Here is a 24,573-nt window from a genome sequence, read left to right on the forward strand (position 1 = left end):
CTTAAGCCGGGCGAAGTTTGTGCTACATATGTTCCATGTCTTCCGTCTTCGACTCGTACCCGCCCGCCCCCCCGTCCGCCGACGACTTCCCCGGCGACCTGCCCGCCCCGCGCATCTCCGACCTGGCCCGCCCGCGCGGACCGGAGCGCCCGGTCGCGAACTATTTCGAAGGGCTGAACCCCGAACAGCGGGCCGCTGTCGAGGCCACCGAAGGCCCCGTCCTGGTGCTCGCGGGCGCTGGCACCGGCAAAACCCGGGTGCTAACCACCCGCTTGGCTCACATCCTGGCGACGGGCCGGGCGCGGCCTTGGGAGCTGCTGGTCGTCACCTTCACCAACAAGGCGGCGAAGGAGATGCGCGAGCGGATCACCCACATCATCGGCGACGAGGCCGAGGGCCTGCGCTGGCTGGGCACTTTCCACTCGGTGGCCGCCCAGATCCTGCGCCGCCACGCCGAGCTGGTGGGCATGAAGTCCAGCTACACGATCATCGACAATGACGACCAGGAACGGCTGCTCAAGCAGCTGATCGAGGCCGACAATATCGACGCCAAGCGCTGGACGCCGCGCATCCTGGCCGGACTGATCGACCAGTGGAAGAACCGCGGCTGGACCCCTGACCGCGTGCCGGCCAGCGAGGCCGGCGAGTTCGCCAACGGCAAGGGTATCGCGCTGTACCGGCAATACCAGGAGCGGCTGCGCATCCTGAACGCCTGCGACTTCGGCGACCTGCTGCTGCACAACATCACCATCTTCACTAGCCATCCCGACGTGCTGGCCGATTTCCAACGCCGCTTCCAGTACGTGATGGTCGACGAATACCAGGACACCAATGTCGCCCAATATCTGTGGCTGCGGCTGCTGGCCCAGGGCCGACAGAACGTCTGCTGCGTGGGCGATGACGACCAGTCGATCTATGGCTGGCGCGGGGCCGAGGTCGACAACATCCTGCGCTTCGAGCGCGACTTCCCGGGCGCCAAGGTGGTCAAGCTGGAGCGCAACTACCGCTCCACCGAACACATCCTGGCGGCGGCGGCCGGCCTGATCAACACCAACAAGAGCCGGCTGGGCAAGACGCTGTGGACCGAGATCCAGGGCGGCGAAAAGGTCAAGGTCAGCGGCGTCTGGGACGGCGAGGCCGAGAGCCGGATGGTCGCCGATGCGATCGAGACCGCGAAGAAGGCGGGCCGAAAATACGCCCAGATGGCCATCCTCGTGCGCGCCTCGTTCCAGATGCGGGCCTTCGAAGAGCGCTTCGTGATGCTGCAGATCCCTTACAAGGTGGTCGGCGGCCCGCGGTTCTTCGAACGGGCCGAGATCCGCGACGCCCACGCCTATCTGCGCCTGATCCAGTCTCCCGACGACGACCTGGCCTTCGAGCGAATCGTCAACACCCCCAAGCGCGGCATCGGCGACACCTCGGTGACCAAGCTGCTGCAGATCGCCCGGCGGGAGGGCATTTCGACGGTTGACGCCGCTCGGGTCATCATTGGCAGCGACGACCTGCCGGCCCGCACCCGCACGGCCCTGAGCAATTTCCTGCGCGACCTGGACCGTTGGCGCGCCCTGGCCAGCACCACGCCGCACCAGCGGGTGCTGGAGGCCGTGCTGGAGGAGAGCGGCTATACCGACGCCCTGCGGCTGGACAAGGGTCCGACCAGCCAGACGCGGTTGGAGAACCTCAAGGAGCTTGTCCAGTCGATGAGCGCCTTCGACACGCTGGAGGCCTATCTTGAGCACGTGTCGCTGGTCATGGACCTGGACAAGGGCGCTGGCGACGACGCGGTCTGGATCATGACTCTGCACTCGGCCAAGGGGCTGGAGTTCCCGCTGGTCTTCCTGCCCGGCTGGGAGGAAGGCGTTTTCCCCAGCCAGCGCAGCATGGACGACAAGGGCGAGAAGGGCCTCGAGGAAGAGCGCCGCTTGGCCTATGTGGGCATCACCCGGGCCCGCGAGGAGGCGCGGATCAGCTTCGTGGCCAACCGCCAGGTCTATGGCCGCTGGACCAGCCAACTGCCGTCGCGCTTTGTCGACGAACTGCCCCTGGCCCACGTCGATGCCGCGTCCGAGACCGGCTATTACGGCGGCGGCCCTGGCATGCAGCAGACCGTGGCCTCGCGCTGGGACGAACCTTCCAACACCTTCAGCGCCGGAAGCTATGACAGCCCCGGCTGGAAGCGGGCGCAGGAGCGCACGTCGGGCTTCGGCGAGAAGAACACGCCGACCTGGCGGGCCGGCGGCTCGGCCGCTCGCTCGGCGCCCATCGAGGGCGAGGGCCGGCTTGTGGCGGTCTCGGCCAGTTCGGCGGCCAGCGACCACAAGCGGGGAGACCGGGTGTTCCACGTCAAGTTCGGCTACGGCAAGGTGACTGCGGTCGAGGGCAACAAGCTCAGCGTGTCGTTCGACAAGGCCGGCGACAAGAAGGTGATCGACAGCTTCGTGGAGAAGGCGTGAGGACCGGGCCGTGAGGACCGGGGCGTGAGGACCGGGGCGTGAGCGGCGGCCTCAACCCCGCCTCTCCCCTCGCCCGCCTGATGGCCGGCGCGATCCGGCCCGGTCACGTGATGTGGCTCGGCGCGCGACCGGCGCGCCACGCGCCGTTGGTCGCGTTGGACGCGGCGGAGATCACCCGCGAGACAGGGTTGGTCGGCGATCACTACAACGGCCGACCGAACACCGACGGCAAGGGCGGTAAGCGCCAAGTCACCCTGATCCAGGCCGAGGACCTGGCGGCCATCGCCAGCTATCTGGATCGCGACGTCACCCCCCAGCATCTGCGGCGCAACATCGTGGTTGAGGGGATCAACCTGCGCGCCCTGAAGAACCGGCGTTTCCAGGTTGGCGAGGTCGTGCTGGAAGACACCGGCGACTGCCATCCCTGCAGCCGCATGGAAGAGATCCTCGGCCCCGGAGGCTACAACGCGGTGCGTGGACACGGTGGAATCACCGCGCGGGTGATCACCGGCGGCCTGGTGCGGCTGGGTGACCCCGTGAGGGTAGTGGAAACGCCGCTGCCTCTGTTCGACGCCGCCCCGTAATCCACGCATCCGGCGAAGCCAAGGTGTAGGAAGCCGAGACCTCAGTCACACCCATCGACCAGCACCAGCCGGCCATCGGTGGCGCCGTGGCGCAAGGCAAAGAGCGACTTGGCATCGGGGTCGTCGAGAAAGGCCTGGGCCGCCTCGCGTGAAGGGAATCGAGGATGACCATTCGCTCGGGCCTCCAGTCACCTTCGACGACCGTCGGTTCGGCGCCCTGCACGACGTATCGGCCGCCGTGCTTGTCAATGAACGCTGGGATCGCGGCGACGTAGGGCATGAACGCCGCGACGTCGCGAATGGAAAAGTCGAGCACCAGATAGGCCTTCATCGTGTCCCTCCCGCCGCGCCGTCCTACCCGCGAACCCGCGCCGGATTACCCACCACCGTCGCGCCGGTCGAAACGTCGCGGGTGACCACGCTGCCGGCGCCAATGATGGCGTCGTCGCCGATGGTCACCCCCGGCAGGATGATCGCCCCGCCCCCGATCCAGACGTTTTGGCCGATCACCACGGGTTTTGAGTACTCGATGCCCGTAAGACGCTCCACCGGATCGCGGGGGTGCTCGGCGGTGTAGATCTGGACGTTCGGCCCGATCGTTGTCCTGGCCCCGATCGTCACGGTGGTCACGTCGAGGATCACGCAGTTGAAATTGAGGAACGCGCCTTCGCCGATGCTGATGTTGCAGCCGTAGTCGCAGTGGAACGGTGGGCGGATGATGCAGTGGTCGCCGACATGGGCGAACAGTTCGCGCAACAGGGCGTGGCGTCGACCGACCGGCAGGTCCAGAGCGTTGTATCGCCCCATCCAGGCCACCGCCGTTTCGTGGTCGGCCATGATCTCCGGGTCCATCGGACTGTAGAGATCGCCGGCCAGCATCCGCTGCTTCTGAGTACGAAGATCGGTCACGCTAGGGAACTCCTGACTTCAATTCTCCATGCCAGACGATGCGGCGATCGCAAACCTTCACGTTTGGCCTTCGAGCTTCACTGAGTCGGCCTTCTCGCCCCTTGCGCACCCCAAACCCCGCCCCCATTTCGGCTCCTCGCGACCGGCGACCTTCGGGCGGGGTCGCCACTATCCCAACTGAGAAGCCGTTTTGCGCGGCGCCCCTGTGTTAAAGCGGCGCAGCCGCGCGGCAGCCCCTTCCAATGCTGCCGCGTTTCCATATCTAATCCATGTAAGGCGGGTGGTTCGGCTCGCCGGGAGAAAGCGGTCGATGGCCGAGCGAAAGCAAGGCGGACAGAACAACGGCGCGGGTTCTTCGGTAATCACGGAAGTGAAGCCGAAGACGCAGAAGCCTTCGCTGTATCGCGTATTGATCTTGAACGACGACTACACACCTATGGAGTTCGTCGTTTACGTACTTGAACGTTTTTTCAATAAGTCGCGCGAAGATGCGACCCGGATCATGCTGCATGTTCATCAGCATGGCGTCGGCGTTTGCGGCGTTTTCACTTACGAAGTTGCCGAGACCAAGGTCGCCCAGGTGATCGACTCGGCAAGCAGGCATCAGCACCCACTGCAGTGCACCATGGAAAAGGACTGAGGAGCCCTCCCCTTGCCCTCTTTTTCGCGCCCACTCGAAGAATCCCTGCATCGCGCCGTCGCTTACGCCAACCAGCGCAAGCACGAGTACGCAACGCTTGAACACCTGCTGCTGTCGCTCACCGACGACGACGACGCGGCCGGGGTCATGCGAGCCTGCGATGTCGACCTCAATGCTCTGAAGAAGAGCCTCGTCAACTATCTCGATGTCGAATTGGCCTCTCTGGTCGTCGACGACGAGGACGATGCAAAGCCCACCGCGGGTTTCCAGCGCGTGATCCAACGCGCGGTGATCCACGTCCAGTCCTCCGGTCGCGAGGAAGTCACCGGCGCCAATGTGCTGGTGGCGATCTTCTCGGAACGCGAGAGCCACGCCGCCTACTTCCTGCAAGAGCAGGACATGACCCGCTACGACGCGGTGAACTTCATCGCCCACGGCATCGCCAAGAAGGCCGGGTCGTCCGAGCCGAAGACGGCCAAGGGCGCAACGGTCGAGGAAGACGTCGAGAAGCCCAACGCCAAGACCGGCGGCGAGGCCCTCGAAGCCTATTGTGTCGACCTCAACGAAAAGGCCCGCCAAGGCAAGGTCGATCCGCTGATCGGCCGCGCCAATGAAGTCGAACGCGCGATCCAGATCCTCTGCCGGCGCACCAAGAACAACCCGCTGCTGGTGGGCGAACCCGGCGTCGGTAAGACCGCCATCGCCGAGGGCCTGGCCCGAAAGATCATCACGGGGCAGGTTCCGGAAGTCCTGGCGGGCGCCACCATCTTCTCGCTCGACATGGGCGCGCTGCTGGCCGGCACACGCTATCGCGGCGACTTCGAGGAACGCGTCAAGCAGGTGGTCAAGGAACTGGAGAACCATCCCAACGCGGTGCTGTTCATCGACGAGATCCACACGGTGATCGGCGCGGGCGCTACTTCGGGCGGGGCCATGGACGCCTCCAACCTGCTCAAGCCCGCCCTCGCCTCCGGCTCGCTGCGCTGCATGGGCTCGACCACCTACAAGGAGTTCCGCCAGCACTTTGAGAAGGATCGGGCTCTGGTTCGCCGCTTCCAGAAGATCGACGTCAACGAGCCGACGGTGGAAGACACCATCAAGATCCTCAAGGGCCTGAAGATCTACTACGAGGACTTCCACAAGCTGAAATACACCAACGAGGCCCTGAAGGTCGCGGTGGAGCTGTCGGCCAAGTATATCACCGACCGCAAGCTACCCGACAAGGCGATCGACGTGATCGACGAGGCGGGCGCCGGCCAGATGCTGCTGCCGGAGGGCCGTCGCAAGAAGGTCCTGGGCGTCAAGGAGATCGAGGCCGTCGTGGCCAAGATCGCCCGCATCCCGCCGAAATCGGTGTCCAAGTCCGACACCGAGTCGCTGCGAGAGCTGGAAACCGACCTGAAGCGCACCGTGTTCGGCCAGGACGAGGCCATCAAGCAGCTGTCGTCGGCCATGAAACTGGCTCGAGCGGGTCTGCGCGATCCCGAAAAGCCGATCGGCAGCTATCTGTTCAGTGGCCCGACCGGCGTCGGCAAGACCGAAGCGGCCAAGCAGCTCGCCCAGACGCTCGGGATCGAGATGATCCGCTTCGACATGTCGGAATATATGGAACGCCATACCGTCAGTCGGCTGATCGGGGCTCCCCCCGGCTATGTCGGCTACGATCAGGGCGGTCAGCTGACCGACGCCGTTGACCAGCACCCGCACGCCGTGGTGCTGCTGGATGAGATCGAGAAGGCGCACCAGGACGTCTACAACATCCTGCTCCAGGTCATGGACCACGGGGTGCTGACCGACAGCAACGGCAAGAAAGTCGATTTCAGGAACGTCATCCTGATCATGACCACCAATGCCGGCGCTTCGGATGCTCAGCGCCAATCGATCGGTTTCGGCCGCGACAAGGTGCAAGGCGAGGAAGAGGCTGCCCTCAAGCGCCTGTTCACCCCGGAATTCCGCAACCGCCTCGACGCCGTGGTGGCCTTCAAGCCGCTGACGCCCGAGATCATCCGGATGGTCGTGCAGAAGTTCGTCATGCAGATGGAGGCCCAACTGGCCGACCGGAACGTGACGATCTCGCTGAGCGACGACGCGGCCGACTGGCTGGCCAAGAACGGCTTCGACGAGCTCTACGGCGCCCGCCCCCTGGGCCGGGTCATCCAGGAGCACATCAAGAAGCCGCTGGCCGACGACATCCTGTTCGGGCGTCTGGTCCGAGGGGGCCATGTCAAGGTGGTGCTCAAGGACAGCAAGATCGACTTCGAGATCGAGAGCAATCCGGAGAAACCCGCCAAGGGCTCCAAGGTCGCCGACGAGGACGAGGCCGAACCGGCCCTGGCCGAATAGGCAAAACGACAGCGAGAGGCCCGGAGCGATCCGGGCCTCTTTGCTTTTGAGCTCGCGAATGAAGACTGTACAAAACAGGAACGCTCGGATAGCTTGAGTTCGTGAACCCGGCTTTCGACACGCTCACCGCCTCGGAATGCCTTCGTGACGCGGGGCTGGAAGAGCGCGCGGCGGAAGCGATCGTGGGGCTTGTGCAGTCGGCGGCGCACTTTCCAGACATTAGCTGCTTGGCGACCAAGGTCGATGTCGCGAACATGGCGACCAAAACGGACATCGCCGACATGGCGACGAAGGCTGACCTCGCGAACATCGCGACGAAGGCCGACATCGCCGACATGGCGACCAAGGCTGACCTCGCGAACATGGTGACGAAGGCTGACATCGCAGACATGGCGACGAAGGCCGACATCGTAGATATGGCGAAGAAGGGTGACGTCGCCGAATTGGCGCACACGACCAGGATGGACAGCCAAGCCTTGAAGGCGGACCTGGCCATAACCAAAAACCAGATACTGGCCGAGCTAAACGACAAGCTCCGCTTCCAAAGCTTCGCGTTGATGGGAGGCGTGACGGCGATCGTCGGCTTGGCTACGGCGATTATCAAGTTAGGCCCCTAGCCGAGCGGCCGATCCCGTCAGAGCGCCGCCGAGATCTTCTCGGCCACGGCCTTCAGGTCCTCCACATCGGCCATCCCCTCGCCGTGCCGGCCCAAAGCCTCGCCGTCGTAGCGCGGAATGATGTGGAAATGCAGGTGGAAGACGGTCTGGCCGGCCGACGCGCCGTTGAACTGGGTGACCACCACACCGTCGGGCTTCAGGGCCGTGGTCACGGCCTGGGTCACCTTCTGCACCGCGCCGATCAACCGGCCCAGGGTCTTGGTCTCGGCCTCGAGGATGTTGCGGGCCTGGCTGGTCTTGGAAATCACCAGCACATGGCCGCGCGACTGCGGAAAGACGTCCATGAAGGCCAGGACCTGGTCGTCCTCGAACACCTTGACCGCCGGGATCTCGCCCCGAACGATCTTGGCGAAAATGTTGTCTGTGTCGTAGCTTCCGTGAAGGCTCATGGCGGTCTCCTGTCTCAAGTGCAGGTCGTAGCAAACCCCGGGGGAGGCGCAAGCATGGGCATGAGCACCGAGACCCTCGCCGAGCGCCAGAAGAAGTGGTTCGCCTCGGTCAAGGAAGGCCTGGCGCGCGACACCGGCAAGAGTCTTGCCGACCGGGTGGCGGTCGCCAGAACCTGCCCGGAGACCAGCCCCCGCGCCCGCCTGGCATGGATGAAGCACCACCACGGCCTGGGCCAGAACCGGGCCAGCTTTGTGATGTCCGAAGCCTTTCCGGAGGCCAACAGGATCGGCGAGGACGTCGGCGCGCAGCGCGCGGCTCTATGGAGCGATCCCGCCTCCACCGCGATCCTCGAAGCCCTGGGAAAGGTCGTCGCCGACTTGCCAGGCCTGATCACGGGCCAGCGCGAGGCCTTCACCGCCTGGTCGCGCGGCTTCCAGTTCGCCGCGGCCAAGCCGGCCAGGGGCGGCGTGGTGATGCTGGGCCTGGCCGCAGCGCCGGATGCTTCACCTCGCCTCATCCCACCCAAGAACGAAGGCTGGTCCGAACGGTTAAAGGCCAAGCTCGTCCTCGCCGCGCCGTCCGAGGTCGATGAGGATCTTAAGGGGCTGCTGAAGGCCGCCTGGGAAAATTCCTGAAGCCTTTCGAGGAACGGTCGCCGCGCCCCTTCGTTGGCTAGCGAACGGAGGAACGTCCATGTCCAATGAAGCTGAAATCGTCACCAAGTTCTGGAAGTCGCTGAAGTCCGACAGGACGGCCATGGTCGGCCTGATGGGGGTCGAAGGCGGCCGGGCTCAGCCCATGACCGCGCAAACCGAAAGTGACGAGGGCGGTCCGATCTGGTTCTTCAGCTCGTCGGAGACCGACCTCGTCTCGGCCTTGACGACCAAGAGCCGGGCCGATCTGCATTTCGTGTCCAAGGGCCACGACCTGTTCGCCTCGGTCGAGGGCGACCTGGAGATCGACACCGATCGCGCCACCATCGACCGACTGTGGAATCCTTTCGTCGCCGCCTGGTTCGAGGGCCAGGACGATCCCAAGATCCGCCTGCTACGCTTCGACGCCGGTCAAGGTCAGATCTGGTTGAACGAGCATAGCCTGTTCGCGGGCGTCAAGATGCTGCTCGGGCGCGACCCGAAGGCCGACTACAAGGACAAGGTCGCCGCGACCAATCTGGGCTAGCGCATTTTTCGAGCGAAGTGGTTCCGGTTCGCGTGAAGAAAAATGCGTCAAAACAAAAGATTAGAGCTCACGGCCTGACGCAGTCAGGTCGGGAAATGCTCTAGCGTTCTTCGCGGAACGGCGAGAATTCTTCGGTCAGCATCTCGATCTCGGCGCTGACCGCCTCGCGCTCCCGCTCCAGATAGCGCGCCACCGGCTCGCGCAGGGCGGGGTCGGCGATCCAGTGGGCGGAATAGACCGGGCTGGGCATATAGCCCCGCGCGATCTTGTGCTGCCCCTGGGCGCCGGCCTCGACGCGCGGCAGGCCAAGGCGAATGCCGTGCTCGATGGCCTGATAGTAGCACAGCTCGAAATGCAGGAACGGCACGTCCTCGGCGCAGCCCCAGTGGCGGCCGTAGAGGCAATCGCCGCCGATCAGGTTCAAGGCGCCGGCGATCCACGGACCGCCGGGACGGCGCGCCATGATCAGTAAGACCTTGTCGGCCATTCGTTCGCCCAGCAGCGAATAGAAGGCCCGGTTCAGATAGGGCCGGCCCCACTTGCGGCCGCCGGTGTCCATGTAGAAGCCGAAGAATGCGTCCCAGTGATCCTCGGTCAGCGCGTCTCCGGTCAGAGCGACAATCTCCAGGCCGGCCTGGGCGTCACGCCGTTCGCGGCGAATGGTCTTGCGGCGATTGGACGACAATGCCGCCAGGAAGTCGTCGAAGGTGGCATAGCCGTTGTTGTACCAGTGATATTGCTGGTCCTGCCGCAGCAGCATGCCGCGCTGGCCCATCCAGGCCCACTCATCGGCCTTCGGAAACGTCACGTGCAGGGACGACGCCTCGAGCCGGTCGCATAGGGTCAGGGCCCCGCCCAGCAGGGCCGAGCGGCCATCGTCTATATCGATATCCGGCCGGACGATCAGCCGCGGCCCGGTGACCGGCGAGAACGGCGCCGAACACTGCAGTTTGGGGTAGTAGCGCCCCCCGGCCCGCTCGTAGGCGTCGGCCCAGCTGTGGTCGAAGACATATTCGCCTTGGCTGTGGGACTTCAGATAGAGCGGCATGACCGCCGCGACACGGCCGTCCTCGTCCAGCACGCTGAGATGATGCGGCGCCCAGCCGGTGCGATCGACGGCGCAGCCGCTCTCTTCCAGGGCGTGGAGGAAATCGAAGCTGACAAACGGATCGCCGCACGGCCCGGCGCAGGCGTCCCAGGCCTCGCGGCCGATCTCGACGATGCGCCGATGGATGCGCACCTCCGCCTTGACGGCTGTCACGCGGCGAAACCCTCGAAGATCATGTTGTCGCAATGGTCGCTGACGCTGTCCCACTGCTCAGCCGAGCGCACGGTCCAGGCAATGATCGGCATGCCCTTGGCCCGCAGCAGATCGGCGCGTGGACTGGGCAACATGTCCATGCCTAAGGCCAGGAAGTCGGGCCGGGCGATCTCGACATGCTCCAGCGCCGCGAGCGACTTGCGCATTTCCGGGGCCAGCCTGCGGGCGCTCTCGTCGGCCCAGCCGTAGCTGTCCAAGCCCCGCAGGATCTGCGGTTGGTGCTCGGCGAACCAGGCATGGGAATAGGGATTGAAGCCGATCACGGCTGTCGGGCCGTTGTGGTCGAGCAGGATGTCGGAGACCCGCTTTTCGAGCTCGCCTACCTCACCGAACGGGGTCTTGAGCTCGATATAGACCATGGCCCGGTGGCCTATCACCGTCAGGGCGTCCGCCAGGCTGGGAATGGTCTCATCCGTGCCCGACAGCGTCAGTCGTTCCAGGTCAGCAGCGGTATGATCCCGCAGCTTGCCCACCGCGCCTGTCAGTCGCTCCAGGTGGTCGTCATGAAAGACCACCACGTGATTGTCGGCGGTCAGTTGCACGTCCAGCTCGATGGCGTAGCCGCCGGCGCAGGCGGCCTGAAAGGCGGCTAGCGAATTTTCCGGCGAGCCGCCCGGCGTCCACAGGCCCCGATGCGCGATGGCCGGTTCGAACAGCCGCTCCCAGGCCTCGCCGAACGCCTGGGCTTCGGGTCTTGGCCGGGCGCGCATCAGAACACCTCGACCACGGCGTCAACTTCGACCGAGAAGCCCAGCGGCAACCTGTAGACCCCCACCGCCGAGCGAGCGTGGCGTCCGGCGTCGCCAAACACCTCGACCATAAGGTCCGAGCAGCCGTTGATGACCTTGGGGATGTCGGTGAAGTCCTGGCTGACCTGGACGAAGCCGCCCAGCTTGACCACTCGCTTCACTCGGTCCAGATCACCGGTGGCGAGCTTCATCTGGGCCAGCAGATTGATACCGCAAAGCCGCGCGCCTTGCTGGGCCGTTTCGAGATCGACGTCGGTCCCCACCGTGCCCTTGAGGCCGCCATTGGCGTCGAGCGAGATCTGGCCGGAGATGTGGATCAGGTTCCCGGTCTGGACGAACGGAACATAGTTGGCCACCGGAGCGACCGGTTGCGGCAGCACGATTCCCAGCTCCGCCAGACGCTCTTCGACCTTCGACATCATACGCTCCAAAGACTGGAGCCCATGCTTAGCGCCGCACGCTGACAGGACAAGAAAAAAGGCCCGAACCGTTCCCGGTCCGGGCCTCTTGAGCTGCGTTTTTAATGACCCGAAGGCCAGAAGGTTTAGCGCGCGGCTTGCAGCTTTTCGACTGTGGCGGTGACGCGTTCGTTCAGCGGCTTGACCGAGTCCTTGATCGAGGCCGAGACGATCTCCGAAGCCTTGCTCATCTGGGCGATGTAGGCTTCCAGGGCCGACTTGGCCCAAGCGGTTTGCAGCTCGACGGCTTCTTGGACGCTCTTGGCGCCGGCCAGCGACTTTGCGGCGGCCACTTGATCTTCGGCGGCCTTCTTCGAATAGGCGAAGGCTTGGGCGCCGAGGGCTTCAGCGCCCTTGGTGGCGGCGGTTACCGAGGCGACGACAGCTTCCAGGTTTTTCTTCGACTGGGTGTTGGCGTCGGCCAGGGCGGCCAGGGACTTTTCCACGCCATCCTTGAACGCTTGGTTCGAGGCGGTGCTGAATTGCTCAGCGGTGTTCTTCAAGGTTTCGGCGGCGGCCATGGGGGAGCTCCTGGCAAAGGGCGGGGCACGATCAGGACCGACGATCCCGCCCATGCATTTGGGACAACGCCGGTGTGTCATGTTGCAGTGCAGCAGTCAAGATTTTTGTGCAGCGCACCATTACGTAACGGAAACAATCGCCAGCGGGCTGAAGCTTCGCTGCAACGCCTTGAAAAGATCCATGTCCGCGGCGAAATCGCTCACCAGTTGTTTACTTTGGCGTAAGGCGGCAACGCGCATGTTAGGGTACGCGTGTGGCGGTGCGGAACCGCTCAGTTCAGACGGACGCATTGATCATGTTCGCCAAGCTTAAGTCCGCCCGTTCTGTTCTCGCCGCCGCTGGCCTTGCCAGCGCGCTGCTGTGCGGTCTGGTCGCCCCGAACACGGCTGCGGCCCAGATCCCGTATCTGCAACTCAACACCGCCGAGCCAAAATACGCGGCGATCGTGATCGACGCCAATTCCGGCGAAATGCTTTATGATAAAAGGGCTGACAGCCCCCGCTACCCCGCGTCGGTCACCAAGGTGATGACGCTTTACCTCACCTTCGAGGCGCTTAGCGAAGGCCGCCTGAAGCTCACCGACCGAGTGCCAATCTCCTCGCACGCCGCCGCTCAGGCGCCGACCAAACTGGGTCTGCCCGTCGGCGACAGTGTCAGCGTGGACGAAGCGATTCGCGCCATGGCCGTGAAGTCGGCCAACGACGTCGCCGTCGCCATGTCCGAACGAATCGGCGGCAGCGAAGGCCGCTTCGCTGCTCTGATGACCTTGCGTGGTCAGGAATTGGGAATGCGCAACAGCCGGTTCGTCAACGCCTCGGGCCTTCCCGACAGCCGCCAGATCAGCACCGCCCGTGACTTGGCGATCCTGGCCCGGGCCACGATGCGCGACTTCCCGCAGTACTATTCCTACTTCAGCATCACCGGCTTCAATTTCCGGGGGAACTACATCCGCGGCCACAACCGGCTGCTGACCAGCATGCCTGGCTTCGACGGCCTGAAGACCGGCTACACGAACGCTTCTGGTTACAACCTCGCCGGGTCGGCCGTGAAGGATGGACGGCGACTGATCGCCGTGGTCCTGGGCGGATCCTCGACCGCCTGGCGCGACAACAACATGGAAGACCTGTTGACCACGGGCTTCGACGTGATGAAGCGTCGTTCGCGCGGCGAACGCACGACCATCGCCGCCAACCTGTACGAAGACGAGCCGACCGGCCCGATCATGCGTCCCTCCTCCGAAGAGGGCGACGGCGACCAGGCCGGCCTGAAGATCGTGCTCACCGACAATCCGCGCGCCGCGCCGCCGATGAAGGTCTCGCCGACCCTGCGTCAGGCCCAGGCCAGCGCCAAACCCGCCCCCAGCAAGACCAAGGGCGGGTGGGGCGTGCAGGTTGGAGCCTTCCAATCCAAGGCCTTGGCCCGCGAGCAGATCTCGCTGGTTCGCTCGCGCTTCGCCAGGTTCGTCGCCGATGCCGAAGGCGCGGTCGAGGGCGCGGCGGGCGGGGCGTTCCGCGCTCAATTCCAGGGCCTGAGCGCGGACGCCGCCCGCGGCGCCTGTCAGGCGATCACCGCCAAGCGTCAGCCGTGCATGGTCCTGTCGCCGCGCTAGAGCATTTTCGAGCGAAGCGGTTCCGGTTCGCGTGAAGAAAAATGCGTCAAAACAGAAGATTAGAGCTCACGGCCTGACGCAGTCAGGTCGGGAAATGCTCTAGGGCGGACTATTTTCCGCCAAGCAACCGATCTCGCGCGGCGTTGAGCTGGGCGGCGAGACCCGCCGTGCCGCCCTTGTCCGGATGGGCCAAGCGCATCAGGCGGGCATATGCCGCCTGGACCTCCGCCTTGGACGCCTGGGGTCCTACGCCGAGGATCGAGCGCGCCTCGCTCAGGCTGACATCCGATTTCGCGACGACCTTGCGGATGATCGGTCGCTGCCTGGCTGTGGTCGCCGTCCAGATGCCGATCACCAGAAGGACGATGCAGACTTCCCAGGCCTGGCGGACGCCGGCATAACCCGCGCCGGCGAATGAGACGATGGCCAAGGCCCCTGCCCCCACGCGCCAACCATCCCCCTTCAAGAGGCGCGAGGCGCGACCCGACAGGATGAACAGCAACAGCAGGCCGCCTAGCAGCAGATAGAACATTCAGCGTCTGTCCCGACGCCGCCCCGACTTACTGGGCGGCGAGCAGAGTTTCCCCGGAAAAGGCCGACAGGCCAAGGGAATGCATCAGGGCCCGCAATTCCTGGCGCGCGGCCAGATGCTGCAACGACACCGGCACCGGACGCACCTGGGGCGACAGGTCGGCGATGGTCAGGCCGAACGGAAACAGTTCGCGATAGATCACCCGGTCGCGCAGACCTGGACCCATGCGGAAGCCGACGCGCTTTGAGAGCGCGGTCAGGCGATCCTCGACGCGCTTGCGGTTGCGGGCCTCGGTGGTGGCCAGGCGGTTGCGCAGCACCACCCAGTCCAGCGCCTGGCGCTGACCCGACAGGGCGCGGGCCTTGCGAGCTTCCCACACCGTCAGCGAATAGAGGCTGGGCTTTTGCAGTTCCATGGTCACCGGATCGATGTGACCCAGCATGTCGAAATCGACGAAACTGTCGTTCATCGGGGTGACGATCAGGTCGGCCAGGCCGTGGGCCATGCGCGATATGGCGGTGTCGCCGCCTGGGGTGTCGATCAGCACGAAGTCGGCGGCGTCGCGCGCGGCGACGAAGGCGGCCTCGAACTTCTCGACCTGATCGGTTTCCGGGCCGGCCGCCAGGGCGATGTCATCCTCGCTCAGGCGTTGCTGGATGGGCATGGGCAGGGTCACGCCATTGGCGGCGACCCAGGCCTGGCGATTTTCGAAAAACCGCATCGTCGAGCACTGGCGCAGGTCCAGGTCCATCAACGCCACCTTGGCGCCGCCATACAGCAAGGCAGTGGCCAGATGCACGGCGATCGTGGACTTGCCCGCCCCGCCCTTCTCGTTGCCGACGACGATGACGCGCGGCTCGGCCATGGCTGTCTTTCCTTCTTTCCGCCCGACTCGGCGACTCTTAGCGAAAGATTAACATGCAAGAGACGCCCTGAGAGGGTTGGACGTCAATCCACGGCCCGCTTCCCTGTGGACCCATTGTCGCAGGTGGACGCTTGAGGCCCTGTCCTTCATAAGCCAACGCCTGTTCGTCCAGGAGTTCGCCGTGTCTGATCCGGCCCCGAAAATCGTCCGCACCGTCGCCGACCTTCGTGCCGAGGTGCGGGGCTGGAAGACGGCCGGAGATCGCGTGGCGCTGATCCCGACCATGGGTGCGCTTCATGACGGCCACTTGTCGCTGATCAGGCTGGGCCAGCAACACGCCCAGCGGACCGTGGCCAGCGTCTTCGTCAATCCCAAGCAATTCGCGCCGCACGAAGACTTCGACTCGTACCCGCGCGGCGAGGCTCGCGACGCCGAACTGCTGGCCGCCGCTGGCTGCGACCTGCTGTTTGCGCCCGGCGTCGACGAGATGTACGCCCCAGGCTTCTCGACAACGATCAACCTGACGGGCGTCTCCGAACCCCTTGAAGGCGCTGCGAGGCCTCAGTTCTTCGGCGGCGTGGCTACGGTCGTCGCCAAGCTGCTGATCCAGAGCCAAGCCGACATCGCCCTGTTCGGCGAAAAGGACTACCAACAACTCCAGGTCATCAAGCGGGTGGTGCGCGACCTGGACCTGCCCGTCGAAATCATCGGCGCCCCGACCGCGCGGGCTGCGGACGGCCTGGCCCTCTCCTCGCGCAACGCCTATCTCAGCCCCGAGGAACGCGCCGCCGCCGTCACCCTTCCCACCGCCCTCAAGGCCGCCGCCGAGGCTGTCGCCGCCGGCGGCCGGATCGACGACGCCGAGGCCGTTGGCAAGACCGCGCTGATCAACGCCGGCTTCCGCCAGATCGACTATTTTGACGTCCGTGAGGCCAGCGGTCTGTCGCGCCTGGGTCCCGGCCCGATCGGCGACGCCCAGGGCCGCATCCTGGTCGCCGCCTGGTTAGGCAAGACCCGGCTGATCGACAACATCGCTGTCTAGAGCATTTCCCGACCTGACTGCGTCAGGCCGGGAGCTCTAATCTTTTGTTTTGACACATTTTTCTTCACGCGAACCGGAACCACTTCGCTCGAAAACTGCTCTAGAGTCCTACCAGGCGCCCAGTTCGCGCAGTTGTCGCGCCAGGTCGGCCGGCATCTCGGCTGCCTCGCCCTCAGTGAGGTCCGGCGGGATGTCGGCGTGCTGCAGGTAGCGCCAGCCCTGGAACGGCCGTCGCGGGGTCGGGGCGACGCGCACGAGGTTGCGATCGACGGTGACCTCGCAGCGCGAGGCCGGGCCTTCGCCGATCGTGTCGATGGCCAGGATCGTCTGGCGGCACAGGATCTGGCCCTTGATCACCCGGTACAGCGAACCGCCCTCCAGCACCTCGTCGACCCGCTTGGGCGTCATGCGGGTTTGCATGATCCAGGGCCTGGCGGCGTCGGTGTGCCAGGCGACGAGGTCGTCGATGGTGTCGCAACCGACGACCAGCTTGATAATGTGCAGAGGCATGGCGGGTACTTAGGGCGCGCGCCGCGCCGAGGAAAGAGCCGACGTGGATGCGATGGAGGACATGCCCATGGGCATGTCCTCGTCTGTTCCTAGGACGCTACGGCCAGCGCGGGCTCCAGTCGCGCCAGCACCACGCCCTCGCTGACCTGGCCGCCGGCGATGGCTGACAGTTCGGCCACCACCCCGTCGAACGGGGCGGCCAGGGCGTGCTCCATCTTCATGGCCTCGAGGGTCAGCAGGGTCTGGCCCTTGGTGACCGTCTGCCCGGCCTCGACGTCCACCGAGACGATCTTGCCCGGCATCGGCGACAGGATCGCGCCGTCCGAGGCCGAAACGTGAGCCGCCCCGACCTTCGGCGTGAAGTCGAACTCACGAACGTCGCCGCCTTCAAAGACATAGAGCGGGTCATCGCCGAACGCCGAAGGCAGAACGTCGACGTCGTCGAGCGGCCGGCCGTCCTCGACCGTGATGTCCCACGACCAGTCGTCGCCCGCACCACCAGCGAGGGCCACCCGCAGCGGCACGACCTTGCCGTCCACCGACATCGGCAGGTCCATGGCCGCCCGAGGCGCGTTCATACGAAAGCCCGATAGGCGCGACGGCCCTCCGTTCCAGACGTCGGCCTTGGGCGTGTCGGCCTCCATGAAGGCCTCCAGCCGTTGGCCGATCGCCGCCAGGGTCGGCGCGTCGGAGAAGTTTCGCGCCGTCAGTTCCTCCAGCCGGGCCTCGATGAAGCCGGTATCGACGTCGCCCGCGATGAAGTCGGGATGGCTGGCGCACTTGGCCAGGAAGGCGGCGTTGGTCTTGACCGGATAGACCTCGACCAGCCGGCAGGCCTCGGCCAGGCGCGCCGCGGCGTCCTCGCGATCGACACCATGGGCGATCAGCTTGGCGATCATCGGGTCGTAGAACGGCGTGACCTCGCCGCCCTCCTCCACAGCGCTGTCGACCCGCACGTCACCCTCCGGCAAGCGGAAATGGATCAGCGGACCGGTCGAGGGTAAGAAGCCCGTGGCCGGGTTTTCGGCATAGAGGCGGGCCTCCATGGCCCAGCCGTCGAGCACGATCTCGTGCTGCTCCAGCGGCAATGGCTCGCCCGAGGCTACCAGAAGCTGCCATTCTACCAAGTCCTGGCCGGTGACCATCTCGGTGACCGGGTGCTCGACCTGGAGCCGGGTGTTCATCTCCATGAACCAGATTCGGTCGGCGCGCAGGCCGTCCGAGGCGTCTGCGATGAACTCCACCGTGCCGGCTCCCACATAGCCGACGGCCTGGGCCGCCTTGACCGCCGCGTTGCAGACGGCGGCGCGGGTGGCCTCGTCCATGCCGGGGGCCGGGGCCTCCTCGATGACCTTCTGGTGGCGGCGCTGCAGCGAACAATCGCGCTCGAACAGGTGGACGACATTGCCGTGGCTGTCGCCGAACACCTGCACCTCGATGTGACGGGGCCGGGTGACGTATTTCTCCAGCAACACGCGGTCGTCGCCGAAGCTGGCCGACGCCTCGCGTTGGCAGGAGGCCAGCAGGGCGGCGAAGTCCTCGGCGCGTTCGACCTTGCGCATGCCCTTGCCGCCCCCGCCGGCGACGGCCTTGATCAGCACCGGGAAGCCAATCTTGGCCGCCTCTTCCGCCAAACGCGGGGCGGACTGGTCCTCGCCCAGATAGCCGGGCGTGGTCGGCACGCCCGCCGCGATCATCACCTTCTTGGCGGCGTCCTTCAGGCCCATGGCGCGGATGGCGTTAGGCGGCGGGCCGATCCAGATCAGGCCCGCGTCGATCACCGCCTGGGCGAAGTCGGCGTTCTCGGAGAGGAAGCCGTAGCCGGGGTGGATGGCCTCGGCGCCAGATTGCCGGGCGGCGGCCAGGATCTTTTCGGGGACCAGATAGCTTTCTCGCGCCGGCGCCGGGCCAATCAGGATCGCCATGTCGGCCTCCATTACGAATGGCGCCTCGGCGTCGGCTTCCGAATAGACCGCGATGGTCCGCACGCCCAGCTCGCGGGCGGTGCGGATGATGCGGCGGGCGATCTCGCCGCGGTTGGCGATCAGAACGGAAGAGATCAACGGTGAAATCCTAGATCTGCGCCAGGGAGGGGTCGAACAAGTTTCGGACTAGATGGTCCAGGAGGGCTTACGGCGTTCCAGAAACGCGCGCACGCCTTCTTGACCTTCGTCGGACACACGCCTCCGCGCGATGCGTTTTGCCGTCTCGTCGATCAGGCCCCGGTCGATCTTTTGGCCGACAAGGTCGTTGACCAGCGCCTTGGCGTCGGCGATCGCGCCGGGCGCGCAGGCGGCGACCTCTTCGATCAGGGCCTCCTGGGCGGCTTCCAATCCGGCGGCGTCATCAAACACTTCGTCGACCAGACCGTAGCTCCACGCGGCGTCGGCGTCGAATACCCGGCCGGTGGCGAACAGCAGCTTGGCGGTGCGCGGACCCAGGGCGGCGATCACATAGGGACTGATGGTGGCCGGGGTCAGGCCCAACTTGACCTCGGAAAAGGCGAACCGGGCGTCGGCCGTGGCCAGGGCGTGATCGCAAGCGGCGACCAAGCCCGCGCCGCCGCCGAACGCAGGCCCCTCGACCAGGGCCACGGTCAGGGCCGGGATGTCGTGCAGGGCCTTGAGCATGTGCGCCAGTTCCAGCGCGTCGGCCCGGTTGTCGTCCTCGCTCCACTCCGCGGCGGCGCGCATCCATTCCAGGTCGGCCCCGGCGCTGAACGCTCCCCCCACGCCGCGCAGGAAGACGATCCGCACCCCTTCGGCGCCGTGAAGGGTCTCGAAGGCCTCGCGCAGGGCGGCGATCGTCGCCGCGTCAAAGGCGTTCTTCTTGGCCGGCCGATTGATCCAGACGGTCACCGCCCCGCCCGCCGTCGAGTCCAGATGGACCAGCGGGCTCATGGTGTCGGTGTCGAGAACCTCGACGATCGGATCGGCGATGGGATTGGTCATAGGTCTTGGCCTTCCTGAGGTCTGGCTAAGCAATACATCACATGCGGTCGCAGCGGATGGTCGTCGGCCAGGGTCGGATGATCGAAATCCCGGCCCTCGTCGCGGGAAAAGCCCAGCCGCCGCATCACCGCCTGGGATCGAACGTTCGAGCGCGCCGTAAAGGCCACGATCTCGTCGATCGGCAGGCGCGCGAAGCCGTCGGCAAGGATTGCGGGCATCACGGTCGAAACCAGGCCACGGCCCACCGCGTCCGTCCTCAATCGCCACATCGCCTCGACGCCGTCGAACTTCCAATCGTCGTCCAGGACATGCAGCCCCGCCGCCCCCACGGCCTCGCCCGCCTCATTCAACACCGCCCAAACGCCCCAGCCTTTGTCCGCAAGCCCGGACGCCACCCGCTCGAAGGTCGCGCGGCTTTTCTCCGCGCTCATCCTGCCGCCCAGCCAATGGGCGATCAACGGATCCTGGTTCAGCGCTTCCCAAGCCGGGAACAGCGCCTCGCTCCAGGGCAGCAGGTGGGGGTGCGGGGTGTGGGCCATGGCTACATTCGGAACACGCCGAACGTCGTCTCCGGGATCGGGGCGTTCAACGAAGCCGAGATCGCCAGGCCCAGCACGTCGCGGGTCTGGGCCGGGTCGATGATGCCGTCGTCCCACAGGCGGGCGGTGGCGTGGTAGGGATCGCCCTCTTCCTCGTAGCGGGCGCGGATCGGCGCCTTGAAGGCTTCCTCGTCCTCGGCCGCCCAGGTCTCGCCCTTGGCCTCCATTCCGTCGCGCCTGATCGTGGAAAGGACGCTGGCGGCCTGCTCGCCGCCCATCACCGAGATGCGGCTGTTGGGCCAGGTGAACAGGAAGCGCGGGCTGTAGGCCCGACCACACATGCCGTAATTTCCCGCTCCGAAGGACCCGCCGATCAGGACGGTGAACTTGGGCACTTCGGCGCAGGCCACCGCCGTGACCAGCTTGGCGCCGTCCTTGGCGATGCCGCCGGCCTCGTACTTGCCGCCGACCATGAAGCCCGAGATGTTCTGCAGGAACACCAGCGGGATCTTGCGCTTGCAGGCCAGCTCGATGAAGTGCGCGCCCTTGACGGCGCTCTCACTGAACAGCACGCCGTTATTGGCCAGGATCGCCACCGGCATGCCCCAGATCCGGGCGAAGCCGCAGACCAGGGTCGTACCGTACAGCGCCTTGAACTCGTCGAACGCGCTGCCGTCGACGATGCGGGCGATCACTTCGCGCACATCGTAGGGCGCGCGAACGTCGGTCGGGACGACACCGTAGAGCTCGGCCGGGTCATGCAGCGGCGGCTTGGCGTCGTGGATCTCGGTCTCGACGCGCTTGGTGTTATTGAGGTTGGCGACGATCGAACGGACGATCTCCAGCGCGTGCTCGTCGTCATTGGCCACATGGTCCACCACGCCCGACCGACGGCCGTGGGTGTCGGCCCCGCCCAGTTCCTCGGCGCTGATGATCTCGCCCGTGGCGGCCTTCACCAGCGGCGGGCCGGCCAGGAAGATGGTGCCTTGGCCCCGAACGATCACCGTCTCGTCGCTCATGGCCGGCACATAGGCGCCGCCGGCCGTGCACGAGCCCATGACGCAGGCGATCTGGGCGATGCCCTGGGCGCTCATCCGGGCCTGGTTGAAGAAGATGCGGCCGAAGTGATCGCGATCGGGAAACACCTCGGCCTGGTGGGGCAGGTTCGCGCCGCCGCTGTCGACCAGATAGACACATGGCAGGCGGTTCTGGGCCGCGATTTCCTGGGCGCGCAGGTGCTTTTTCACGGTCATCGGGAAATAGGCGCCGCCCTTCACGGTGGCGTCATTGGCGACGATCATCACCTCGCGACCCGACACCCGGCCGATGCCGGTGATGATGCCGGCCCCGGGGGCCTCGCCATTATAGAGGTCGCAGGCCGCCAATTGGCCGATCTCCAGGAACGGCGAGCCGGGGTCCAGCAGCCGCTCGACACGCTGGCGCGGCAGCAGCTTGCCGCGCGCCGTGTGCCGGGTCCGTGCGCTTTCCGGACCGCCCAGAGCCGCGACCGCGACCCTTGCGCGCAGGGTCTGAACGAGGTCGCGGTTGTGCGCGGCGTTTTTGGCGAACAACACGCCGTTTTTGTCGATACCCGTGTTCATCTTCGGCATTAGCGAGGCATAGCCTTTTCCGTTTCCCACTGAAAGCCGCAGTTTTTGACCTTCGATGGTCAAGTTCCGCGGTTCAAGTTAGCGTCCTACCGTGGTCACCCTGCCCGACTTCATGGCCGATACGGCCCTCGCCCGGCTCTTCGCGCAAGAACATCGCGAAGGCGACGCCGCCTGGTTCTCCCTTCCAGGCGGCGCGACACTGTACGCGCCTGGCGAGGCGGCGGACTATCTCTACTTCGTGCGCACCGGCCGGCTTGGCGCGTTTCGGCGCGAGGAAGGTCAGGAGACCCAGTTCCTGGGGGTGATCCGGCCTGGCGAACCGGCCGGCGAGATGTCGATGATCGCCGGCGCGCCCCACTCGGCCAACCTGGTCGCCCTGCGCGATTCGGAGATCCTGGCCCTGCCCCGCGCCGCTTTCTTCGAGGCGGTTGAGCGCGACCCCGAGGTGATGATCGAGCTGTCGCGGCTGATGATCCGCCGGGCCCGCAACGCCGGCGCCCACGCCTCGATCGGCGATCCGTCGGTCTATGGCTTCATCGCAGTGGAGCCGGGCAAGCTGATCCGACCGATCATCGACCGCATCGCCCACGCCGTCGAGACCCTGGGCTATTCGGTCACCGTCGAAGGCGCCGAATCCTTGCTGGCCCCGACCGAGTGGTTCAGCAGCGTCGAGCGCCGGCACGACTTCGTGCTGTACGTGGCCGAGGCCCACGAGACCGCCTGGAAGCATGTGGTGGGCCGGCAGGTGGACCGCCTGTTCCGCGTCGGCCAGGGCGATCGCGCCCCGCCGCCGGTGATCCCCTCCTACGCTTCCGGCCCGCTGCAGGACCAGCGGCTGGTCGACCTGATCCTGCTTCAGCCGGCCAGCGTGACCCACCCCAAGGGCTCGGCGGAGTGGCTCGACGCCACCCAGGCCGCGCGACTGTTCCATCTGCGCGAGAACGGCATGGCCGACGTGCAGCGCCTAGCGCGGGTGCTGACCGGCCAGTCGGTGGGCCTGGTGCTGTCCGGCGGCGGCGCCCGCGCCTATGCCCATATCGGCGCCATCCAGGCTCTGCGCGAGCGCGGCGTTCCGATCGACTTTGTCGGCGGCGCGTCGATGGGGGCCGTGGTCGCCGCCGGCCTGGCCATGGGCTGGGACGACGGCGAGATGGAGACCCGCATCCGCAAGGCCTTCGTCGAGACCAGCCCGCTGGACGACATTGCCTTCCCGCTGGTGGCCATGACCCGCGGCCTGAAGGTCAAGGCGCGGCTGGGGGAGCATTTCGACGCGATCGAGATCGCCGACCTGTGGCTGCCGTTCTTTTGCGTCTCGTCGAACCTGACCTCGGGCTCCTACCACCTGCACCGCCAAGGCGTTCTGCAGGACGCCCTGCGCGCCTCGATCTCCCTCCCCGGCGTGCTTCCGCCGGTGGCCATGGGCAATTCGGTGCTGGTCGACGGGGCGGTGATGAAGAACTTCCCGGCCGACGTGATGCGGGCCTTCCATCTGGGTCCCATTGTCGGGGTCGACGTCACGCGGGGCCGCAGCATCACCGCCGAGGACGTCGATCTCCCGGCCTCGCTGTGGACCTGGTTCTGGTCGGGCGAGTGGCGCAAGGGGCCGCCGATCGTCGCCCTGCTGATGCGGGCCGCCACGGTCTCGACCGGCCGCGACCTGACCGCCAGCCGCGAGGCGTCCGACGTGCTGATCACCCCGAAGCTCGACAAGATCGACATCCGCGACTGGCGGGCCTTCGAGCCTGCGGTAACGGCCGGCAAGACCGCCGCGGCCATGGTCCTGGACAGTGTGGCCAAGCCGGTCACCGAACTGCGCCGCCGCCCCAGCCTCGCCGACTTGGCCCGCGCGCCGGTCAGTAGCGCTGGGCGATGATGAACAGTCGAGGGAACGGGAACAGGGTCACGCCGTCGTCGCGGCGCGGATAGTCGACCGCCAGCCGCGCGCGCCAAGTCGCCAGGAACGCCGCGCGCTCGGCCGGATCGCTCAGGGCCTCCAGATAGGGCTTGAGGCTGGTCCCCGACGTCCAATCGATGAGGGGGTCTTCCCCGCCCAGCGCGTGGACATAGGTGGTCACCCAGATGTCGAGGTCAGCGCTGAGCGAAGACAACCAGTCATGATAGGACCGTGGATCGGCCTCGGACCGCACCGGCGCCAGTGCACCGAGTCGATCCGCCCACGGCCCGTCTCGCGCCACCTCGCGCAGGCTGCGCCGCCAGCCGTCGTCGGCCACCACCGGGATCTGGCAGGCCAGGACGCCGCCCGGGGCCAGCAGACCCATCAGCCGTGGGAACAGCGTCTCGTGGCCCTCGAGCCATTGCAGGGCGGCGTTTGTAAAGATCAGGTCGGGCGCGACGTCGGGCGCGAAGGTGGCGATGTCGCCAAGCACCCAGTCGATGTCGCCGCGCATCGCCTGGCCGCGCGCCAGCATTTCCGGACTGGAATCCAGGCCATGCACCTTGGCCCGAGGATGCCGGGCGGCCAACAAGGTCGCGTGCTCGCCCGTGCCGCAGCCCAGGTCCCAGATCTCCTGCGGATCCAAGTCGCGCGGTATCTGCAGCATCAGGTCCAGGGCCGGACGATCGCGATAGGCCTTGTAGCGTTGATAGACGTCGGGGTCCCAGGTCGGCATCCGCGCTCCACGGTCAAGCTGCGACAATCGGTCCGCTCATTTGCACCAAATGGTCGCTTT

24 protein-coding genes and 1 pseudogene are annotated in these 24,573 nt (G+C 66.1%); 10 read left to right on the forward strand and 15 right to left on the reverse strand.

The features are described from left to right. Positions 1–35: 35 nt before the first annotated feature. Together ACP696_RS02530 and ACP696_RS02535 are read left to right on the forward strand one after the other, a co-directional pair. Positions 36–2,453 (forward strand): ATP-dependent helicase, encoded by a 2,418-nt coding sequence (locus ACP696_RS02530; protein ID WP_426012627.1) that lies wholly within the window; start codon positions 36–38, stop codon positions 2,451–2,453. 38 nt (positions 2,454–2,491) lie between these two features. Then, complete coding sequence (locus ACP696_RS02535) at positions 2,492–3,037, forward strand: MOSC domain-containing protein (protein WP_426012628.1); 546 nt, start codon at positions 2,492–2,494, stop codon at positions 3,035–3,037. Between the two features lie 41 nt (positions 3,038–3,078). On the opposite strand, the pseudogene ACP696_RS02540 reads toward ACP696_RS02535, so the two are convergent. Both ACP696_RS02540 and ACP696_RS02545 read right to left on the reverse strand, forming a co-directional pair. Beyond that, positions 3,079–3,368: pseudogene (locus tag ACP696_RS02540) on the reverse strand (DUF1330 domain-containing protein). A gap of 23 nt (positions 3,369–3,391) precedes the next feature. Beyond that, positions 3,392–3,946 carry a sugar O-acetyltransferase gene (locus tag ACP696_RS02545; RefSeq protein WP_426012629.1) on the reverse strand — a complete coding sequence of 185 codons (555 nt, stop codon included), beginning with the start codon at positions 3,944–3,946 and terminating at the stop codon, positions 3,392–3,394. A gap of 310 nt (positions 3,947–4,256) precedes the next feature. Between ACP696_RS02545 and clpS the strand changes: the two genes are divergently transcribed. The 3 genes from clpS to ACP696_RS02560 all read left to right on the forward strand — a co-directional run bounded on the left by clpS (position 4,257) and on the right by ACP696_RS02560 (position 7,546). Next, positions 4,257–4,586, forward strand: a complete 330-nt coding sequence (clpS, locus tag ACP696_RS02550; RefSeq protein WP_426012631.1) for an ATP-dependent Clp protease adapter ClpS — start codon at positions 4,257–4,259, stop codon at positions 4,584–4,586. A 12-nt stretch (positions 4,587–4,598) separates the two neighbouring features. Beyond that, positions 4,599–6,929: an ATP-dependent Clp protease ATP-binding subunit ClpA gene (clpA, locus tag ACP696_RS02555; RefSeq protein ID WP_426012633.1), complete on the forward strand. Its 2,331-nt coding sequence runs from the start codon at positions 4,599–4,601 to the stop codon at positions 6,927–6,929. A 101-nt stretch (positions 6,930–7,030) separates the two neighbouring features. Beyond that, positions 7,031–7,546 (forward strand): hypothetical protein, encoded by a 516-nt coding sequence (locus ACP696_RS02560; RefSeq protein ID WP_426012634.1) that lies wholly within the window; start codon positions 7,031–7,033, stop codon positions 7,544–7,546. Positions 7,547–7,563: 17 nt separating this feature from the next. Here ACP696_RS02560 and ACP696_RS02565 read toward each other — a convergent pair whose 3' ends face one another. Continuing rightward, positions 7,564–7,995 carry an HIT family protein gene (locus ACP696_RS02565; RefSeq protein ID WP_426012635.1) on the reverse strand — a complete coding sequence of 144 codons (432 nt, stop codon included), beginning with the start codon at positions 7,993–7,995 and terminating at the stop codon, positions 7,564–7,566. A gap of 60 nt (positions 7,996–8,055) precedes the next feature. Between ACP696_RS02565 and ACP696_RS02570 the strand changes: the two genes are divergently transcribed. Beyond that, complete coding sequence (locus ACP696_RS02570; RefSeq protein ID WP_426012636.1) at positions 8,056–8,631, forward strand: DUF5655 domain-containing protein; 576 nt, start codon at positions 8,056–8,058, stop codon at positions 8,629–8,631. A 58-nt stretch (positions 8,632–8,689) separates the two neighbouring features. Continuing rightward, positions 8,690–9,175: a pyridoxamine 5'-phosphate oxidase family protein gene (locus ACP696_RS02575; RefSeq protein ID WP_426012638.1), complete on the forward strand. Its 486-nt coding sequence runs from the start codon at positions 8,690–8,692 to the stop codon at positions 9,173–9,175. 100 nt (positions 9,176–9,275) lie between these two features. Here the strand turns inward: ACP696_RS02575 and ACP696_RS02580 are convergent, their stop codons facing one another. The 4 genes from ACP696_RS02580 to ACP696_RS02595 form a co-directional block, all read right to left on the reverse strand. Beyond that, on the reverse strand, positions 9,276–10,436 hold the full coding sequence (locus ACP696_RS02580) for a GNAT family N-acetyltransferase (RefSeq protein WP_426043429.1): 1,161 nt from the start codon (positions 10,434–10,436) through the stop codon (positions 9,276–9,278). Beyond that, the gene (locus ACP696_RS02585) at positions 10,433–11,206 is read right to left on the reverse strand and encodes a glycerophosphodiester phosphodiesterase (protein WP_426043430.1); all 774 of its coding nucleotides are present in this window, start codon (positions 11,204–11,206) and stop codon (positions 10,433–10,435) included. Before ACP696_RS02585 ends, ACP696_RS02580 begins: the two co-directional genes overlap by 4 nt. After that, a complete protein-coding gene (locus tag ACP696_RS02590) occupies positions 11,206–11,664 on the reverse strand; it encodes a RidA family protein (protein WP_426043431.1) in 459 nt (152 codons plus the stop codon). Before ACP696_RS02590 ends, ACP696_RS02585 begins: the two co-directional genes overlap by 1 nt. Before the next feature lie 125 nt (positions 11,665–11,789). After that, the gene (locus ACP696_RS02595) at positions 11,790–12,224 is read right to left on the reverse strand and encodes a phasin family protein (RefSeq protein WP_426031752.1); all 435 of its coding nucleotides are present in this window, start codon (positions 12,222–12,224) and stop codon (positions 11,790–11,792) included. Between the two features lie 296 nt (positions 12,225–12,520). Here ACP696_RS02595 and ACP696_RS02600 point away from each other — a divergent pair, with 296 nt between their 5' ends. Next, on the forward strand, positions 12,521–13,834 hold the full coding sequence (locus ACP696_RS02600) for a serine hydrolase (protein WP_426012647.1): 1,314 nt from the start codon (positions 12,521–12,523) through the stop codon (positions 13,832–13,834). A 109-nt stretch (positions 13,835–13,943) separates the two neighbouring features. Here ACP696_RS02600 and ACP696_RS02605 read toward each other — a convergent pair whose 3' ends face one another. Both ACP696_RS02605 and ACP696_RS02610 read right to left on the reverse strand, forming a co-directional pair. Next, positions 13,944–14,366, reverse strand: coding sequence for a molecular chaperone DnaJ (locus ACP696_RS02605; RefSeq protein WP_426012649.1), 423 nt, complete (start codon positions 14,364–14,366; stop codon positions 13,944–13,946). A 28-nt stretch (positions 14,367–14,394) separates the two neighbouring features. Continuing rightward, on the reverse strand, positions 14,395–15,231 hold the full coding sequence (locus ACP696_RS02610; RefSeq protein WP_426012650.1) for a division plane positioning ATPase MipZ: 837 nt from the start codon (positions 15,229–15,231) through the stop codon (positions 14,395–14,397). Between the two features lie 181 nt (positions 15,232–15,412). Here ACP696_RS02610 and panC point away from each other — a divergent pair, with 181 nt between their 5' ends. Continuing rightward, complete coding sequence (gene panC, locus ACP696_RS02615; RefSeq protein WP_426012652.1) at positions 15,413–16,273, forward strand: pantoate--beta-alanine ligase; 861 nt, start codon at positions 15,413–15,415, stop codon at positions 16,271–16,273. Between the two features lie 108 nt (positions 16,274–16,381). Here the strand turns inward: panC and ACP696_RS02620 are convergent, their stop codons facing one another. The 5 genes from ACP696_RS02620 to ACP696_RS02640 all read right to left on the reverse strand — a co-directional run bounded on the left by ACP696_RS02620 (position 16,382) and on the right by ACP696_RS02640 (position 21,883). Next, complete coding sequence (locus ACP696_RS02620) at positions 16,382–16,783, reverse strand: DUF1489 family protein (protein ID WP_426012654.1); 402 nt, start codon at positions 16,781–16,783, stop codon at positions 16,382–16,384. Positions 16,784–16,872: 89 nt separating this feature from the next. After that, positions 16,873–18,846, reverse strand: coding sequence for a biotin carboxylase N-terminal domain-containing protein (locus ACP696_RS02625; protein WP_426043432.1), 1,974 nt, complete (start codon positions 18,844–18,846; stop codon positions 16,873–16,875). A gap of 48 nt (positions 18,847–18,894) precedes the next feature. Continuing rightward, positions 18,895–19,734 carry an enoyl-CoA hydratase-related protein gene (locus tag ACP696_RS02630; RefSeq protein WP_426012658.1) on the reverse strand — a complete coding sequence of 280 codons (840 nt, stop codon included), beginning with the start codon at positions 19,732–19,734 and terminating at the stop codon, positions 18,895–18,897. Further along, positions 19,731–20,273, reverse strand: a complete 543-nt coding sequence (locus ACP696_RS02635) for a GNAT family N-acetyltransferase (protein WP_426043433.1) — start codon at positions 20,271–20,273, stop codon at positions 19,731–19,733. The genes ACP696_RS02630 and ACP696_RS02635 overlap by 4 nt, the downstream gene beginning before the upstream one ends. Before the next feature lie 2 nt (positions 20,274–20,275). Next, positions 20,276–21,883, reverse strand: a complete 1,608-nt coding sequence (locus tag ACP696_RS02640) for a carboxyl transferase domain-containing protein (protein ID WP_426043434.1) — start codon at positions 21,881–21,883, stop codon at positions 20,276–20,278. A gap of 112 nt (positions 21,884–21,995) precedes the next feature. Between ACP696_RS02640 and ACP696_RS02645 the strand changes: the two genes are divergently transcribed. Further along, complete coding sequence (locus tag ACP696_RS02645) at positions 21,996–23,756, forward strand: patatin-like phospholipase family protein (RefSeq protein ID WP_426043505.1); 1,761 nt, start codon at positions 21,996–21,998, stop codon at positions 23,754–23,756. On the opposite strand, the gene ACP696_RS02650 is transcribed toward ACP696_RS02645, so the two are convergent. Further along, positions 23,737–24,513: a methyltransferase domain-containing protein gene (locus ACP696_RS02650; RefSeq protein ID WP_426043435.1), complete on the reverse strand. Its 777-nt coding sequence runs from the start codon at positions 24,511–24,513 to the stop codon at positions 23,737–23,739. The genes ACP696_RS02645 and ACP696_RS02650 overlap by 20 nt on opposite strands. Positions 24,514–24,573: the final 60 nt, after the last annotated feature.

This window comes from Caulobacter sp. DWR3-1-2 (genome assembly GCF_049896225.1).
Classification (GTDB): Bacteria; Pseudomonadota; Alphaproteobacteria; order Caulobacterales; family Caulobacteraceae; genus Caulobacter.

What these genes read in the sequence shown, in the direction of transcription:
- clpS (WP_426012631.1), top strand. Translation starts at nt 4,257, where the DNA reads ATGGCCGAGCGAAAGCAAGGCGGACAGAACAACGGCGCGGGTTCTTCG.
- ACP696_RS02605 (WP_426012649.1), bottom strand. Translation starts at nt 14,366, where the DNA reads ATGTTCTATCTGCTGCTAGGCGGCCTGCTGTTGCTGTTCATCCTGTCG.
- ACP696_RS02575 (WP_426012638.1), top strand. Translation starts at nt 8,690, where the DNA reads ATGTCCAATGAAGCTGAAATCGTCACCAAGTTCTGGAAGTCGCTGAAG.
- ACP696_RS02645 (WP_426043505.1), top strand. Translation starts at nt 21,996, where the DNA reads ATGGCCGATACGGCCCTCGCCCGGCTCTTCGCGCAAGAACATCGCGAA.
- ACP696_RS02595 (WP_426031752.1), bottom strand. Translation starts at nt 12,224, where the DNA reads ATGGCCGCCGCCGAAACCTTGAAGAACACCGCTGAGCAATTCAGCACC.
- ACP696_RS02570 (WP_426012636.1), top strand. Translation starts at nt 8,056, where the DNA reads ATGAGCACCGAGACCCTCGCCGAGCGCCAGAAGAAGTGGTTCGCCTCG.
- ACP696_RS02590 (WP_426043431.1), bottom strand. Translation starts at nt 11,664, where the DNA reads ATGTCGAAGGTCGAAGAGCGTCTGGCGGAGCTGGGAATCGTGCTGCCG.
- ACP696_RS02640 (WP_426043434.1), bottom strand. Translation starts at nt 21,883, where the DNA reads ATGCCGAAGATGAACACGGGTATCGACAAAAACGGCGTGTTGTTCGCC.
- ACP696_RS02630 (WP_426012658.1), bottom strand. Translation starts at nt 19,734, where the DNA reads ATGACCAATCCCATCGCCGATCCGATCGTCGAGGTTCTCGACACCGAC.
- ACP696_RS02530 (WP_426012627.1), top strand. Translation starts at nt 36, where the DNA reads ATGTCTTCCGTCTTCGACTCGTACCCGCCCGCCCCCCCGTCCGCCGAC.
- ACP696_RS02650 (WP_426043435.1), bottom strand. Translation starts at nt 24,513, where the DNA reads ATGCCGACCTGGGACCCCGACGTCTATCAACGCTACAAGGCCTATCGC.
- ACP696_RS02610 (WP_426012650.1), bottom strand. Translation starts at nt 15,231, where the DNA reads ATGGCCGAGCCGCGCGTCATCGTCGTCGGCAACGAGAAGGGCGGGGCG.
- ACP696_RS02565 (WP_426012635.1), bottom strand. Translation starts at nt 7,995, where the DNA reads ATGAGCCTTCACGGAAGCTACGACACAGACAACATTTTCGCCAAGATC.
- ACP696_RS02600 (WP_426012647.1), top strand. Translation starts at nt 12,521, where the DNA reads ATGTTCGCCAAGCTTAAGTCCGCCCGTTCTGTTCTCGCCGCCGCTGGC.
- ACP696_RS02620 (WP_426012654.1), bottom strand. Translation starts at nt 16,783, where the DNA reads ATGCCTCTGCACATTATCAAGCTGGTCGTCGGTTGCGACACCATCGAC.
- ACP696_RS02585 (WP_426043430.1), bottom strand. Translation starts at nt 11,206, where the DNA reads ATGCGCGCCCGGCCAAGACCCGAAGCCCAGGCGTTCGGCGAGGCCTGG.
- ACP696_RS02635 (WP_426043433.1), bottom strand. Translation starts at nt 20,273, where the DNA reads ATGGCCCACACCCCGCACCCCCACCTGCTGCCCTGGAGCGAGGCGCTG.